This window comes from Flagellimonas sp. ABD4_174 (assembly GCF_056160185.1).
This window is the reverse complement of record NZ_JBSWWP010000001.1, coordinates 1,033,929-1,049,082: the sequence shown is the minus strand read 5'-3', so window position 1 is coordinate 1,049,082 and position 15,154 is coordinate 1,033,929. Positions and strand designations below refer to the sequence as shown.

General features: G+C 40.2%; 16 protein-coding genes and 2 tRNA genes. 7 read left to right on the top strand and 11 right to left on the bottom strand.

The annotated features are described in order from the left end of the window. Positions 1-2 precede the first annotated feature (2 nt). Both ACXAFK_RS04525 and ACXAFK_RS04520 read right to left on the bottom strand, forming a co-directional pair. Positions 3-77 (bottom strand) — tRNA-Val (locus tag ACXAFK_RS04525). A gap of 29 nt (positions 78-106) precedes the next feature. Continuing rightward, entirely contained in the window at positions 107-520 is a 414-nt protein-coding gene (locus ACXAFK_RS04520) for a 6-carboxytetrahydropterin synthase (protein WP_224837583.1), read from the bottom strand. Positions 521-672: 152 nt separating this feature from the next. Here ACXAFK_RS04520 and ACXAFK_RS04515 point away from each other — a divergent pair, with 152 nt between their 5' ends. Further along, a complete protein-coding gene (locus ACXAFK_RS04515; protein WP_252080563.1) occupies positions 673-1,356 on the top strand; it encodes a metal-dependent hydrolase in 684 nt (227 codons plus the stop codon). Positions 1,357-1,530: 174 nt separating this feature from the next. On the opposite strand, the gene ACXAFK_RS04510 is transcribed toward ACXAFK_RS04515, so the two are convergent. After that, the gene (locus ACXAFK_RS04510; protein ID WP_474956953.1) at positions 1,531-2,601 is read right to left on the bottom strand and encodes an alpha/beta hydrolase family protein; all 1,071 of its coding nucleotides are present in this window, start codon (positions 2,599-2,601) and stop codon (positions 1,531-1,533) included. A gap of 116 nt (positions 2,602-2,717) precedes the next feature. On the opposite strand from ACXAFK_RS04510, the gene ACXAFK_RS04505 reads away from it, so the two are divergent. Continuing rightward, positions 2,718-2,873 carry a hypothetical protein gene (locus tag ACXAFK_RS04505; RefSeq protein WP_474956952.1) on the top strand — a complete coding sequence of 52 codons (156 nt, stop codon included), beginning with the start codon at positions 2,718-2,720 and terminating at the stop codon, positions 2,871-2,873. 38 nt (positions 2,874-2,911) lie between these two features. Here the strand turns inward: ACXAFK_RS04505 and ACXAFK_RS04500 are convergent. The 3 genes from ACXAFK_RS04500 to ACXAFK_RS04490 all read right to left on the bottom strand — a co-directional run bounded on the left by ACXAFK_RS04500 (position 2,912) and on the right by ACXAFK_RS04490 (position 5,638). Further along, positions 2,912-2,986, bottom strand: a tRNA-Val gene (locus tag ACXAFK_RS04500). A gap of 86 nt (positions 2,987-3,072) precedes the next feature. Next, the gene (gene bamG / locus ACXAFK_RS04495) at positions 3,073-4,278 is read right to left on the bottom strand and encodes a BamG family beta-barrel-assembly machinery protein (protein WP_474956951.1); all 1,206 of its coding nucleotides are present in this window, start codon (positions 4,276-4,278) and stop codon (positions 3,073-3,075) included. A 28-nt stretch (positions 4,279-4,306) separates the two neighbouring features. After that, entirely contained in the window at positions 4,307-5,638 is a 1,332-nt protein-coding gene (locus ACXAFK_RS04490; protein ID WP_474956950.1) for a DUF4270 family protein, read from the bottom strand. 225 nt (positions 5,639-5,863) lie between these two features. On the opposite strand from ACXAFK_RS04490, the gene ACXAFK_RS04485 reads away from it, so the two are divergent. From ACXAFK_RS04485 to ACXAFK_RS04470, 4 genes are all read left to right on the top strand, one after another. Next, entirely contained in the window at positions 5,864-6,859 is a 996-nt protein-coding gene (locus tag ACXAFK_RS04485; protein ID WP_474956949.1) for a Kelch repeat-containing protein, read from the top strand. 77 nt (positions 6,860-6,936) lie between these two features. Then, complete coding sequence (locus ACXAFK_RS04480) at positions 6,937-7,272, top strand: DUF4907 domain-containing protein (RefSeq protein ID WP_474956948.1); 336 nt, start codon at positions 6,937-6,939, stop codon at positions 7,270-7,272. A gap of 216 nt (positions 7,273-7,488) precedes the next feature. Next, positions 7,489-8,334 carry a sensor histidine kinase gene (locus tag ACXAFK_RS04475; RefSeq protein WP_369884297.1) on the top strand — a complete coding sequence of 282 codons (846 nt, stop codon included), beginning with the start codon at positions 7,489-7,491 and terminating at the stop codon, positions 8,332-8,334. A 22-nt stretch (positions 8,335-8,356) separates the two neighbouring features. Then, positions 8,357-9,091 carry a LytR/AlgR family response regulator transcription factor gene (locus tag ACXAFK_RS04470; RefSeq protein WP_252080577.1) on the top strand — a complete coding sequence of 245 codons (735 nt, stop codon included), beginning with the start codon at positions 8,357-8,359 and terminating at the stop codon, positions 9,089-9,091. 6 nt (positions 9,092-9,097) lie between these two features. Here the strand turns inward: ACXAFK_RS04470 and ACXAFK_RS04465 are convergent, their stop codons facing one another. The 5 genes from ACXAFK_RS04465 to nhaD are packed head-to-tail and all read right to left on the bottom strand — an operon-like array spanning position 9,098 to position 13,719. Next, positions 9,098-10,309, bottom strand: a complete 1,212-nt coding sequence (locus ACXAFK_RS04465) for a bifunctional folylpolyglutamate synthase/dihydrofolate synthase (RefSeq protein ID WP_474956947.1) — start codon at positions 10,307-10,309, stop codon at positions 9,098-9,100. Then, on the bottom strand, positions 10,309-11,187 hold the full coding sequence (locus ACXAFK_RS04460; protein WP_474956946.1) for a cell envelope integrity TolA family protein: 879 nt from the start codon (positions 11,185-11,187) through the stop codon (positions 10,309-10,311). The genes ACXAFK_RS04465 and ACXAFK_RS04460 overlap by 1 nt, the downstream gene beginning before the upstream one ends. Beyond that, the gene (locus ACXAFK_RS04455) at positions 11,187-11,573 is read right to left on the bottom strand and encodes an ExbD/TolR family protein (RefSeq protein ID WP_014032087.1); all 387 of its coding nucleotides are present in this window, start codon (positions 11,571-11,573) and stop codon (positions 11,187-11,189) included. The genes ACXAFK_RS04460 and ACXAFK_RS04455 overlap by 1 nt, the downstream gene beginning before the upstream one ends. A 10-nt stretch (positions 11,574-11,583) precedes the next feature. Next, entirely contained in the window at positions 11,584-12,276 is a 693-nt protein-coding gene (locus ACXAFK_RS04450) for a MotA/TolQ/ExbB proton channel family protein (RefSeq protein ID WP_474956945.1), read from the bottom strand. Positions 12,277-12,333: 57 nt separating this feature from the next. Beyond that, positions 12,334-13,719, bottom strand: a complete 1,386-nt coding sequence (nhaD, locus tag ACXAFK_RS04445) for a sodium:proton antiporter NhaD (RefSeq protein WP_293293786.1) — start codon at positions 13,717-13,719, stop codon at positions 12,334-12,336. 236 nt (positions 13,720-13,955) lie between these two features. Between nhaD and ACXAFK_RS04440 the strand changes: the two genes are divergently transcribed. After that, entirely contained in the window at positions 13,956-15,098 is a 1,143-nt protein-coding gene (locus tag ACXAFK_RS04440) for an acyl-CoA dehydrogenase (RefSeq protein WP_474956944.1), read from the top strand. Positions 15,099-15,154: the final 56 nt, after the last annotated feature.

The following is a 15,154-nucleotide window of genomic DNA, read 5'->3' as shown; positions in this document are numbered from 1 at the left end:
AGTGGGATATACTGGATTCGAACCAGTGACCTCTGCCCTGTCAAGGCAGCGCTCTAAACCAACTGAGCTAATATCCCCTATTGGAAACGGGCTGCAATATCGGAAATTAATCCCAATCTCCATACTCCGCAGAGTTCTTTGATGTCTCGTGCAAAGTAATATGCAATAATTGTCCCTCTTTTAATTTAGGTTTTAGAATATCGTAGATTACTTTCACAAAGTATTCTGTAGTTGGCAATAGGTTTGCGAACTCAGGACAGTCCTCGTTCAAGTTCTTGTGATCAAAACGTTCCTCGACCTCTTCCTTGATCAATGTTCCCAGCTCCGCTAGATCCATTACAAACCCGGTGTCGGGATCAACCTCGCCCTTAATTCTCACCTCAAGATCAAAATTATGACCATGGTAACTTGGGCTGTTGCATTTTCCGAACACTTCTATGTTCTTCTCATCGCTCCAATTAGGGTTATGGAGCCTATGGGCTGCATTAAAATGGGCTTTTCTGCAAATTGTGGCAATCATGCTGCAAAGGTAATCCCTTTTTCTGCATTCCATATTTTCGGATTCAAAAAAATAAGCGGAATTGATAATGCCGTGCGTTCTTACTAAATTTATGCATCAAAAAAACACTTCTTATTACAGCTACGTTTAAAATCTGATATAAACATTACACTATGAAAATAACCTATTTGGGCCATGCCACTTTATTGGTAGAGATCAACAACAAGAAAATTTTGTTCGACCCCTTTATCACCGGTAATGAGCTTGCGTCCGACATCGACGTTGAAACTCTTAAGGTGGATTACGTATTTGTTACACACGGCCATCAAGACCATGTTCTGGATGTTGAGGCGATTTTAAAAAACAATCCAGATGCAACCTTGGTCTCCAATTTTGAAATTATTTCTTGGTTTGGGGAAAAGGGAATACAAGGCCACCCAATGAATCACGGCGGTAAATATTCGTTTGATTTTGGGACCGCAAAATATGTAAATGCCATCCATTCCAGTGTATTGCCCGATGGAAGCAATGGAGGCAATCCCGGTGGTTTTGTAATTTATGATGAATCCAATTGCATTTATATTGCCGGGGACACGGCATTGACAAAGGATATGGAGTTAATCCCATTGACCTGTCCCAAGTTGGATATTGCGGTACTGCCAATTGGCGATAATTTTACCATGGGTTATGAAGATGCAGCGATTGCAAGTGATTTTGTTGGCTGTGACCAGGTATTGGGCTATCATTACGATACATTCCCGCCTATAAAAATTGACAAAACAACAGCAGTGGAACACTTTGAAAGCAAGGGTAAGAAGCTGCTATTGCCCGGTATCGGGGAATCGATCAACATTTAAAAATAAAATCAACATTGTTTAAAAACAATTATTTGAATAGTGGCGACAATACTGTACAACTATCGGTCAAAGGTTTTAAATGATGTATTTGGCTCAAGGAGTAGTACAGGCAAAACATGGCGGATTCTTACATCAACTAAAAAATAAAAACTTGGGGGAAATGAATGAAATATATTAATGGGGGCGGTTTTTTATCCACTCAATTGCATTTTCTGACATTTTTTTATAGTCGTGGCCTACATTTTTCACTGTGTCCATTGTCCAATTAAACTCCCATTTGTTCTTATCTCCTAATTCCTTGTTCGCATTAAAAAAAGTTGTACCACGTTCCAACCTATGCGCTCCTTGTTCCATTGCCAGATCTGTTGTTCTAAAAGTCCCTAAACTTGGATCATTATCCAATTCCCCTAATAGAATGATCAATCTTTTTTTGTAGGCTTTCGGCAAATCTGTTCCTATATTTTTCAATCCATACGGATAGTCAAGGAACTGGTCCGGAAAGCTGTAAAATCCAGAATTTGCAGCAACCGCTGTTCCAATTCTGGATTCGGGCATTACCATCACCATTCTATGCACAAATTGTCCGCCAGCTGAATGACCAAAAATATCGTACTGCTCATTCGTAATATTATTTACAGATTTAATATGGTCGAATATGTTCTCAACGACTGAATACGCCCATTCAGTTTTTGGGTTTTTAGTTCCAAAAAAAGTAAATAAGTTTCCCTCTTGGTAGTCGTTTGTCGTATATTTTGAAAACTTGTTCTCAAATTCAGGCGCTACAATAAATAAGTTATTCTTATTTGCCAACTCAATCCATGCATTTAGATAATCATCTGCATTTCGACCACCACCGTGCATAACAAAAACAATTTTGTCTTGGTTGTTCCAACTTTCAGGTTTGTAGGTCCATACCTTAATGGATTTTTTCCCACTATCTTTAAAAGCCTGCATAACAAAAGTATCTATTCCTTCATTAATTTTATTGGCAACTGTGATTTCAGGTCCTTTTGGAAGTACATATAGGTAAGTGTATCCCGCAGCTGAAAGAAGTAATAGAACAGAAAATGTATATAAAACTACCTTTTTTAATATTTTCAGAAATTTATTCATTTGCACGCTTTTTGACCAATCCGATTTAGACATTGGTCGGTCAACTAAATATTTACTTTCATTTATCTTATTGAATGTATTTCCGGCTAGCCTCTCCAATTTTAATTGAGTCCGCTGTCTTGCTTTAATCAATATTGAAAACACTTCATTCTATTCATCAATATCCGGAGAATGGGCAGTAATTGAAGTTTGATCAAAACCAACACGAAAGAACAATTATAAAATCCCTTGATTATATTTTAGGTGCCATGATGAAGGATCTAGTTGGCCACAACCAAGTTCTAGGCTATCATTACGATATATTCCCGCCTATAAAAATTGACAAAACAACAGCAGTGGAACACTTTGAAAGTAAGGGCAAGAAACTGCTATTGCCCGGTATCGGGGAATCCATCAACATTTAAAAATAAAAAAGCCTCCAAAATTGGAGGCTTTTTTATTGTGGGCGCTGAGGGATTCGAACCCCCGACCCCCTCGGTGTAAACGAGGTGCTCTGAACCAACTGAGCTAAGCGCCCATTCATTTTCCTAAATGGGAGTGCAAATATATAATAGTTTTTCATTTTCAAAAAGAAAAAATAAAAAAAGAATCCACCTTTTTGGATCAATTGATTTTTCTATCTCTAAACCACAGATCCTCCAAACTAAAATTAATTGTTATGGTATGGTAATTTTCTTTGACCAAAATATTTTGAATTTGTCCCTTACTGCCATAGGAATAGGATATATTCAACATAGAATTGCTCGTACGCCCTACCGGAAGGCCCAGGCCAGCCGTTATAGCATATCCATCAATTTTATTATCGTTGATGGCGAGATATCCATTATCATAATTGAACCCCCCTCGGTACCGAACACGATCCCAATACTTAAAACCTCTCTCATTTTTTAAATATTCCAATCCAATGGCATATATATCCTGATCAATATAAGTCCCCACATTTTCGGACTGCTCGGTGGAATCCCAAAAGTTATGTTTGTAATCGGCCGACAAGGTGAAGGACTTAATGAGCTTTGTACTTAAACCAAAGCCAAGTTCCAATGGAAGTTTAAAATCTGAAACCGAATCGCCCTCTTCATCTTCTACCTGAATTTCTACATCGTCCAGTGTTTTATACACCGATCGCGTTACATTTCCTTTAAGGGAGACCGGTAATTGAACCGTACTCCCTATAGTAAAGTCCTTAAAAATATCGTACTGTGCACCGATACCCAGCCTAACTCCACTGTAATTGGTAACCTCATCCAATTGGAAATAACTATTACTTATGGCAAAACCCTCGGTTTCTTCGATATTGCCAAATAGGAAAGATGCCTTTATTCCAAGCCTAAAAGCCTCCGATAGGCCATACCCAAGGTTTATACTTAGGTCGTTAAGCCCCCCCAATCCGGTTACATTACTGTCAAATGTTTCGTTGGATCCTTCGATGTTCGTTTCCAGCCCTACCAAAGTGTAGCCAACATCAGTATAGGGAACTAAGGAGACACCCGCTCCCAATCGATCAGCAATTCTAAAAGCAAAGGCCAAATTAGAAAAATTCAAAGTACTCTTGGATTCGCTATAACTGGCATTGCTATAACTGTTCAGTTCACCGACCACCCCAATATCGTAAAAGAAGGAGTTTTGTGGTATTAGTGCAAAATTAGATGGGTTAAGATTATTGATTTCAGTCTCTGAACGCAATCCAATACCGGCATACCCCATTCCATTGGTTTTTCCAATACTTGTTTGATTGATCACTCCCAATCCATATAAAGAATAGGGTGAACTGGTAAGCCCTTCTGATTGAGCATTTGCCAAACCAGTCATAAAACATATAGCTATTATGGGTAAATATTTAATCGTCTTCTTCATCATAAATCGCAAATGTTAGTTCCATTACCGTGCTATACCCTGTATTGCCAGAGCCATTTAGTATAAATCGGTCTACCGTGGAATTATAATTATCCGGCAACAAGATCAATGCTTCTTCCGTTTCCATTTCTTCTGTGAACAGCTCTTCGATATAGCTTCCCAAAGAAAATTCGTAATACATATCATTGAACTCCTCATTGTCCCGATTTAGAATACCTTGTACGGGGGCGATTTCCTCTACAAGCAATTGAGAAATTAAATCGTTGTTTTGATCCACTATGTATACGGACAAGGAGTCCTTTAGAATAAGATTATCGGTAAACGATCCCGATAAAGGCCTGATCTTGAGTACTGCATCCAAAATTGTCCCCCGACCTTTTATGTCGTATAGGTTCTTTATATGTGGGAACTCTACCCGGGTGGCAATGCCCACACCCGATTGGATATAACTAAGTCCGCCTGTATCCTTAGAATCGAGATTGACTTCTTGATCTGATAATGTCTCGAGGTTTGTGTTGGGGTTTTCCGACTCGATGCGATTAAAAAATGGAACAGGAGAAGATGTCACATCCATATTCAGGTCCAAATAGCTTTGTACCCTTTCGGTTTCTTCTGCCTCACTAAAGTACAAGCGTACAAAAATAGATTCCGAAGATTTTGTAAATCCTATCACAGAACCATTGTCCGTTTGGCCGGGAATAAGTGCAATTCCCTTAAAGTAATCCTTAAATTGATCGGATGTGGTTATCTCCTTTTCCTGGAACTTTTCAAATAGATCTACCCCCAATGCATCAGAGAGTTTTATTTCCAAGGAGTCACCATCCATTGGTCGGGGCATAAAGGTCAATGTACCAATATCATCTTCAAAATATTCGGCTTCACTGGTATTATAAAGATAATCCCCTTCTGACGGTTTTAAGGTAGCGGACAATCGCTTTACGTGCAACGTATTGGTCCGCAGCGTATCGTTATAGTAGTAAGAGTCATACTTCATATACAAAGCAATACTATCATATTCCGCCTCGGAATCTATTACATACGAAGATGGCATCAATCCCATGTAAGCAGAAGACTTGACCACTCCAAATTCGGGGTCGTTATATTTACCCACCAACACCCTACTGGACTCGCTGGTAACAATACTATCAAACTTCATTGTGGAAATTTCCACGGTGATCGTATCGATCAGGGCAACACGAATATTGCTATCGGTAAATTCTTCTCCGGCCAAAAAATCTGATGCATTATAATTTTCAGAACTACAAGACCACAATACAAATATCGATAGGCTCAAAAAGCAAAAAACCTTTCCCATAATTATTTGTTTGATCCAAATGTAGGCTGAGTTTAAAGAGGGCGGAATGGGAATAGACCAACCTTTGTTTTTTTATGACGAAGAATCCAATAAATACGATGAACCCGAGAATCCCGTTCGTAGATCAATTCCACTAATTCATATGTTAAATCCATGTATTTATATATTCCGTTACGATCGACAAGAAGTCCAATTTAACTTTGGGAAAAAATTCAATTGTAACACATGAGAAAAACAATCGAAATAGTAAAGTTTGTGTTCTTTTTCACAATCCCTTTAATTTTTATCAATGCATGTTCAACAGATGAAGAAGACGAAGAATTAGGGAACTGGGTGGATCGCTCGGTATTCGACGGAACACCAAGAAGTAGCGTAGCCGGTTTCGTAATCGACAATATAGGTTACATGGGCACCGGATATGATGGGGACGATTATTTAAACTCGTTCTGGGCCTATAACATGGAGGGCGACTATTGGTCCCAAAAAGCTGATTTTCCGGGAACAGAAAGAAATGCGGCCGTTGGCTTTGAACTTAATGGAACAGGCTATATAGGCTCTGGATATGACGGTGTAAACGAATTGGGCGATTTTTACTCCTACGATCCTTCCAGCAATACCTGGACCCAAACAGCATCGCTACCAGACATTGTTAGAAGAAACGCTGTAGCATTTGGCGCCAATGGCTACGGATACTTTGGCACGGGCTACGATGGGGAGAATGACATGAAAGACTTCTGGAAATATGACCCGAGCACCGATACTTGGACAGAATTAGAAGGGTTTGGAGGCAACAAACGAAGAGCGGCGACCACATTTACCATTAATGGCACCGTTTACCTTGGTACCGGCGTTTCCAACGGAATATACCTTGATGATTTTTGGGCATTTGACCCTACAGATGAATCTTGGACCAAAAAATTAGATCTGGACGAAGAGGACGACTACAATGTGGAACGCAGTAATGCACTTGGGTTTGAACTCAATGGATATGGATATATTGCCTGTGGCGAACAAAATGGGTCCACCAATTCCGTTTGGCAATACGACCCATCTTCCGACACATGGGAAGAGAAAACCAACTTTGAGGGATCTAGTAGACAAGATGCCATAGTATTCTCCAATTCCTCTAGGGCCTTTATTGGGATGGGACGCACCGGTTCACTATATCTGGATGATCTGGATGAATTTTATCCTTTTGAGGAATATGATGATGAAGATTAATTTTTAATCAGTTCTAGTTTGTGTCGATTGGGGTCAAGAGGTCAGAAACTTGGCCCCAATCAAATTTATTTAAACCCATGAAAAAGATTCCGAACTTATTTTCCGTTTTGTTGATTTTAGGGCTTTTGCTTTTTGGTACGACCAAACTTATAAGCAAAACCAAAAATGAAGCTCCTGTGCTTTCTAAAAAGGCCATTAAGGTGGATGGTGGTTTTGGTTATCAAATATTTAGCGGGGAAAAACTTTTGGTACAGCAGGAGTTTATGCCTTCCGTTCAGGGCAAGGTTCCTTTCCGATCAGCAAAAGACGCACTAAAGGTCGCCACATTGGTGATGGATAAAATTAATGCCGGCACACAACCCATTATTAAAAAAGAAGAACTAAAACAATTAAACCTTTTTAAATTGGATTAGTCCTACTATCTAATGGTCTACGAAAAAAAACATATTCGATTATTTTTTATCCATCTATTTCTTTGGGCCCTTGTTTATGGCTTTTTTCTATTCCCTTTCTTCTTTCAATTAAGGCAACTACCTCCCAATTTACCGATTCGCCTGGTCCTTACCATTGTTCTTTTCTATTTCAACTATTTTGTTCTGGTCCCTCAATTGTTGTTAAAAAAAAGGACATTGATCTATCTAATAACGTGCATATCTTTAATCGTAGTGGCCGGTCTGATCGTGCACTTGGGTTTTACGCCTAGACCGAACAACCCACCATTTTTCCCTAGACCGGATATAAATCAATCTTTGCCCCTAAGAGGTCCTGGACGACCATGGAGATTTATGGGACACATCTTTACCTTGATCAATTTAAGCGCACCGATCATAGTTAGCGGGTTACTGCGCCTATATATAGAATGGAGAAAGAACGAAGATTTGAGAAAAAAAGTGGAAAATGAAAAAGTAAGCTCGGAACTTCAATTTTTGAAGACCCAGTTAAATCCCCACTTTTTGTTCAACTCCCTAAATGCCATTTACTCCCTTTCGGTAAAAAACTCAAATAGGACATCCGATGCAATAATTTCCCTTTCCGAATTGATGAGGTACATGCTGTATGAAGCGGATAACGATATGGTTCCGCTGAACAAGGAATTGGAGTACATCAAGAACTATGTACAGTTACAAAGATTAAGACTATCGGACAGTGCCAATGTTAAGCTGAAAATATCAGGTGAGGACAAAGGCAAAAAAGTTCCCCCATTATTATTTATATCATTTATTGAAAATGCATTTAAATATGGGACCGACTTTAAAGGTAGAACCTATGTAAACATTATTCTTCTCATTGAAGAAAAAACAATCCATTTTAAGGTAGAAAACAAAATAGGTGCACATAGAGGACACAACAAAAACTCTGGTGTTGGATTGGAGAACATTAAGAACCGTTTAAAATTGTTGTATCCAAACTCCCACGAGCTTAAAATTACCAATACTGGAGAAATGTATTTGGTAGATTTAATATTGCAGCTGTAAAAAGTCTAAAAAATCCCCAGTTATGAAATGTATTATTATTGATGATGAGCCCTTGGCGATTGACGTTTTGAAAGAATATTGCCAAAAAATGGATTTTATTGAGCTGGAAGAAACCTTTACCAATCCATTGGAGGCCATCTCCGTTATCAAGGAAAAAAAGATCGATCTGATCTTTTGTGATATTGAAATGCCACAAATAAACGGAATAGATTTTATAAATTCACTGGACAACACCCCGCTGTTTATTTTTACCACAGCATATTCACAGTACGCCGTTGAAGGTTTCAATCTTAACGCAATCGATTATTTGGTAAAACCTATCCCCTACCATAGATTTATAAAAGCCATTTCAAGAGCAAAAGAAGTTTTGGCATACAGAAAATCTCCGGTTAGTTTAAACGACAATGTTTTTCCTTCCCACGGAGAATCCAAATCAACTAACCCCGGATATATTTTTGTAAAAGCGGAGTACGAGAGTATAAAAATAAACTTGGATGATATTGAGTACATTCAAGGATTAAAGGATTACCTAAAAATTCATGTGCGAGACACCAACAAAGCCATACTTACCTTAATGAGCTTTAAGGAAATCCTGGACAAACTTCCTTCCCATCAATTTGTGAGGGCACACAAATCGTTTGTCGTCAACATAGGTTGCATTAAAACGATACAACGAAATCGAATTGTAATAAATGATATGAGAATTCCTATCGGGGAAAGCTATAAGTCCACTTTTTTGAACAATTTGGGACTGTAAAACCAACTAAACTACCTCTGCAACCACAAAGGTACTGCCCCCTATATATACCATATCTTGCACCTCGGCCATTTGCAAGGCCTTTTGGCGCCCCTCTTCTACAGATGCAAATTTTTCACCTGTTAGCCCTTGTTCAGTTGCCAATTCGAAAAGAACCCCTACATCCATTCCTCTTGGTATGGAGGGCCTTACAAAATAGTACTTGGCATCCTTTGGAAATAGTCCCAATACAGATTTCACATCCTTATCGTTCACAAAACCAAGAACAATGTGAAGCTGTTTATAGGTTTGTTTTTTGATTTGTTGGAGCACCAAACTTAGTCCTTCCTTGTTATGCGCAGTATCGCAAACCACTATTGGGTCTTCCTGTAAAACCTGCCATCTACCTAAAAGTCCTGTATTCGCCACCACTTTTTTAAGACCAACAACTATTGCATGTTCCGGGACATCAAAACCTTTCAATTGGCAAATGGTTGTTACAACCCCATTGATATTCTTATGTTGATATTCACCGAGCAGATCGGTTTCATATCCCTCATTGGGCACGGAATCGGCAAAAACGATGCTGCATTTTAGCTGATGGGCAATAAGGGTGAAAATCATTTTCGTTTCTGGTTGCGTCTCACTAATTACTACTGGCACATTTGGTTTAATGATACCCGCCTTTTCCAAGGCTATCTTTTCCAAAGTATCGCCCAAAAATTGGGTATGATCCATACCTATATTAGTAATCAAGGACACTTCGGGTGTAATGATATTGGTGGAATCCAACCTGCCTCCCAATCCGACCTCGATTACGGCAATATCAACTTGTTCTTGGGCAAAGTAATCAAAAGCCATACCCACTGTCATTTCAAAAAAAGAGAGTTTATGATATTCCAAAAAAGGTTGGTGCCGTGAGATAAATCCTTTTACAAATTCCTTACTTGTAACCTCTCCATTTATTTTGATGCGCTCTCGAAAATCTTTAAGATGAGGGGATGTATAAAGTCCTACTTTATACCCAGCTTCCTGTAGTATTGAAGCCAACATATGGCTACTGGAACCTTTACCATTGGTCCCGGCAACATGTATACTTTTAAATTTTTTTTCGGGATGGCCCAGTACACTACAAAAGTGGATTATGTTATCCAATTTTGCGTTCATGGCCGCAGCACCTTTCTGCTGGTACATCGGAAGCTGGGCGAACATCCAGTCCAACGTTTCTTTATAAGTCACTATTGGCCTAATTTAAAGTTGACTACCACAAATCCTATTTGTTGTGCAGGTGCATTGGAATCCGGGTTCCAACGGTGAAGCATTGCAGTTTTACGGGCAGGCTCCAAAAGGCAGGGAGCATTGTTCGTTGTTCCCTTAACACCTGGTTCGGCCTTGATCACTTTACCCGACCTATCTACCACAATACGAACTACCACACGCCCCTCTTCATTACATTCTTGACGAACTTTACCATTATCGGCCAATGCCCTGCCACTTAAACCATACCCTCCGGTTCCGGTTCCAGGAGAACCATAATAGGAAGTTGCATATGGATCACCATCAGGTTGGCCCTTGTCTCCAGCACGATCATCGTCCCCTTCGCTGCCCGTGGCCGTACCATCGGATTTTCCGATTCCGCCGATCAAGGCATCCACACTTTTCTTTTTGGCCTCTTGTTCTTGGCGCTTCCGTTCTTCGGCCTCTCTCTTTTCGCGGGCGATCCGCTCCGCTTCGGCCTTGGCTTTTTGAGCCTCTTCTTCCGCTTTGCGTTTAGCCTCTTGCTCTTGCCTTAGTTTAATGGTTTCCGCATCATCGCTGGTCAACACCTCTTCAACAGGAGCTTCTTCAACGACGGTCTCTTCCGGCTCGGCAGGTTCAGTAAACTCCTGTGGCTCCGGTTGGCTCTCCACTTCTCTGGGTTCGGACTTCACCCTTTCTGTAGGTTGAACCTCTCCACTACCATATTCCATGGTACCGAAATTAACGGCAATTCCATTTTCAATGGGCGGGTCGAGATAGGTCAATCCAATATAAAAAAGCAAAAGCAGCAATGCGCTTAACAAAAGAGTGGTAAGCGTAAAAGATTTTTTCTTGTGTCTCGTATCTAAGAACGACATTATTTAGGCCGCACCGCCAAGATAACCTTATAACTGTTCCTATTGGCAATGTCCATAACGTTGACCGCCTCTTTTATGGCGACGTTTTCTTCTGCCCTTAGGATAATTGTTGGCTTTTCTTGACCTTCTAGTGCTTTTTTTAATTCAATTTCAATGTATTCCTTGTTGATTTGCTCGTTGTTTACAAAATATTTCAGGTCCTTATCAATGGTAACAGAAACATTCTGAGTGTTCGTCGATTTTCCCTTCGCCTTTGGCAATAGCAAATCCAATGCATTGGGTGCATTGGAAGTCAGCATAAAGAACACCAATAACAGGAACACAATGTCCGTCATGGATGACATGCTGAATTCAGGGCTAATTTTGTTTCTTCCCTTCAGTTTCATAGCCCAGGATTTATATAGGTTCGTTCAAAAGATCCAAGAACTCTACCGCATTGGCCTCCATCTGATGAACAACCTTATCTGTCCTGTTCACAAGGTGGTTATACCCGATGTAAGCTATAATTCCAACAACAAGTCCAGCCACCGTAGTGGTCATTGCAGTATAGATGCCCGATGCCAAGGAACCCATTTCGGCCTGCCCGCCACTGCTTGCCATTTCGTGGAAAGCCAAAATCATACCGATTACAGTTCCCAAAAACCCGATCATTGGTGCCGCTCCGGCCACTGTGGCCAACACGCTAACATTCTTTTCCAACTTGTACACCTCCAGTGTGCCAGCATTTTCTATGGCCGTATTAATGTCGTCCAATGGTTTTCCAATGCGGGACACACCTTTTTCCGTAAGGCGGGCCACTGGAGAATCCGTTTGGGCACATAATAGTTTTGCGGCCTCCAATTTACCATTCATCACGTGGTCGCGAATCTGGTTCATGAAGTTCTTATCTATTTTGGACGCTGCCTTAATGGCAAAGATGCGTTCAAAATAAATGTACATAGCTACAAAAAGAAGCACAAAAAGGACCATAATAATTATGATGCTTCCTGTGCCTCCATTTACAATAAGATCGATTACGGACAAGGTCTTTTCCTCGGAAGTTGAAGCAGCTGCCTCAGTGCCTTCCGTTACTTCTTGAAAAATATTCATATAAAATCCCCAATTTAAGTTGCAATTATAACGGAGATTTTTGAACTAAAGTATTTTTTAGAACAAATATCGCATAAACATGTAACAAATTGCTCCGGCGATAAATCCAACAAAGGCCAACCAAGATATTTTCTTAAGATACCAGAAGAAATCTATTTTCTCCATTCCCATGGCCACAACCCCTGCAGCGGAGCCAATAATTAGCATACTTCCCCCTGTTCCGGCAGAGTAAGCTATAAAATGCCAAAGCTGGTCATCCATTGGCTCGGAGAACATTCCCAAACTTGCCGCAACAAGCGGTACATTATCTATAATTGCAGAACCTATACCTAATAATATTACCACTAAATCCGATACTTGAGTACCTGCCATCTCAGTTCCCATCAATGGCATGCCCTGTTTAAGACCTTCCGCAAAATTGAAAAGCAGACCCAGGGATTCCAAAGCGGCCACCGCCATTAAAATACCAAGAAAGAAAAGTATACTCGGCAATTCGATTTTGGTCAATGCACTATGTACCGGGCTATGGTGTGCTGCCGCATCACTTTCATGATCCACAGACGAAATAGCAATTTTGGAATTGCTGTAAATTTCGGCAAACGTTGCTACCACGGCCAAGGACAACATCATCCCCACATACGGTGGCAAATGGGTAAGGGTTTTAAAAATCGGAACAAAAACAATAGCTGCCAGACCTAAGTACAGCATGGTAGGTCCAAACTTTGATTTTGCCCCGGTATCTTCTTCCATCTCGATCTCCCCCTTGAAAGCGGGAAGGAAGGATGCAATAAAAGAAGGGATAAGCATACATACCAAAGAGGGAATCAACAAATGTTCGATCAACATTGCGGTAGAAACTTTGTCACCGATCCATAACATGGTCGTGGTAACATCACCAATTGGAGACCATGCCCCACCTGCGTTTGCTGCAATAATGATCAGACCTGCGTACCAAAGTCTTACTTCCCTGTCCTTAACTATTTTTTGAAGAATCGAAATTAATACGATAGTTGCGGTAAGGTTATCGATAATCGCAGAAAGTATAAACGCCAAGAAGGAGAAAATCCAAAGAATCTTCTTTTTGCTCCTTGTTTTCACAAAAGATTTTATGGTGGAGAAGCCATCAAAATAATCAATAATTTCCACAATGGTCATTGCACCGATAAGGAATACCAAAATTTCGGCGGTCTTGCCAAGATGGTGCAACAAGGTCTCCTCCATGAGCTCCATTTTCTCTTCGTGGCCAAAAGCACCGAAATTTTCGAGCAGAGCGTGGTTTCCGGAATCGAACCAAGTGTTGAAACCATCGATACCAAAAGCCATCATGGCCCATAAAATGGCCATCATCGCCAAAGCCGGAATAAGTTTATCTATTTTTAAATTATGTTCTAGGGTAATTGCCAAATATCCAATTACAAAAATGACAACTAAAAGGGTTTCCATGTGAAGATTGGTTTAATTAAGGAATAATTTTTTAGAGTAGTTATCTGAATTGCTAAAGATATTCAAAATGAATATTTCCGCATAATCTTAAGGATATAAAAATATGTGAAAGGAAAATAATGACAAATAAAAGAATCGTTAAAAATTCAATCATTCTCATTTATTCATCCTTTTCCATAGAAAATTAATATTCTAAAACTATATTTGTATGTAATTTTTAAAAATCTTTCAGTTTTATGGATTTCACACTTTCCGAAGAACAGTTGATGATACAACAGGCGGCAAGAGATTTTGCCCAGAATGAGCTCTTACCCGGAGTTATTGAGCGCGATGAGGCCCAAAAATTTCCAAGCGAACTAGTAAGAAAAATGGGGGAACTTGGATTTCTGGGAATGATGGTCAACGAAAAATATGGAGGAAGCGGACTGGACACCTTATCCTACGTATTGGCAATGGAAGAACTATCCAAAATCGATGCTTCTGCTTCGGTAATGGTATCTGTAAACAATTCTTTGGTCTGCTGGGGCCTGGAAACCTATGGAACAGAAGAGCAGAAGGAAAAATACCTTACCAAATTGGCATCCGGTGAAATTATCGGTGCATTTTGCCTGTCCGAACCAGAAGCGGGTAGCGATGCCACTTCACAAAAAACGACGGCATTGGACAAAGGTGATCACTACCTATTAAATGGAACCAAAAACTGGATCACAAACGGGAGCCAGGCCGAAGTGTACTTGGTTATCGCACAAACCGACAGAGAGAAAGGGCACCGTGGGATAAACGCATTGATTGTTGAAAAAGGAGCCGAAGGCTTCGATGTTGGCCCCAAAGAAAATAAACTTGGTATTCGCGGAAGCGACACCCACTCCTTAATGTTCAATGATGTTAAAGTCCCAAAAGAAAACCGTATAGGCGAAGATGGCTTTGGGTTTAAGTTTGCCATGAAGACGTTGGCCGGTGGAAGAATAGGTATTGCGGCCCAAGCCTTGGGAATAGCAGCCGGAGCATACGAATTGGCATTAAAATATTCCAAGGAACGAAAAGCTTTTGGAACGGAAATTTCCAACCACCAAGCAATTGCATTCAAGTTGGCGGATATGCACACTAAAATACAAGCAGCGCGGCACTTGGTGTACCAAGCCGCCTGCGATAAGGATACCGGCAATGATTATACCTTGTCCGGAGCCATGGCCAAACTATACGCTTCAGAAGTTGCTATGGAAACAGCCGTAGAAGCCGTACAAATCTATGGAGGCAATGGCTTTGTGAAAGAATATCATGTAGAACGATTAATGCGGGACGCCAAAATAACACAGATTTACGAAGGTACTTCCGAAATTCAAAAAATTGTTATTTCCAGAAGTATTTTAAAAGATTGATACTTACACACCCCCTTGCATTTAGGGGGTGTGTAAAAATACACCCCATTTTTACC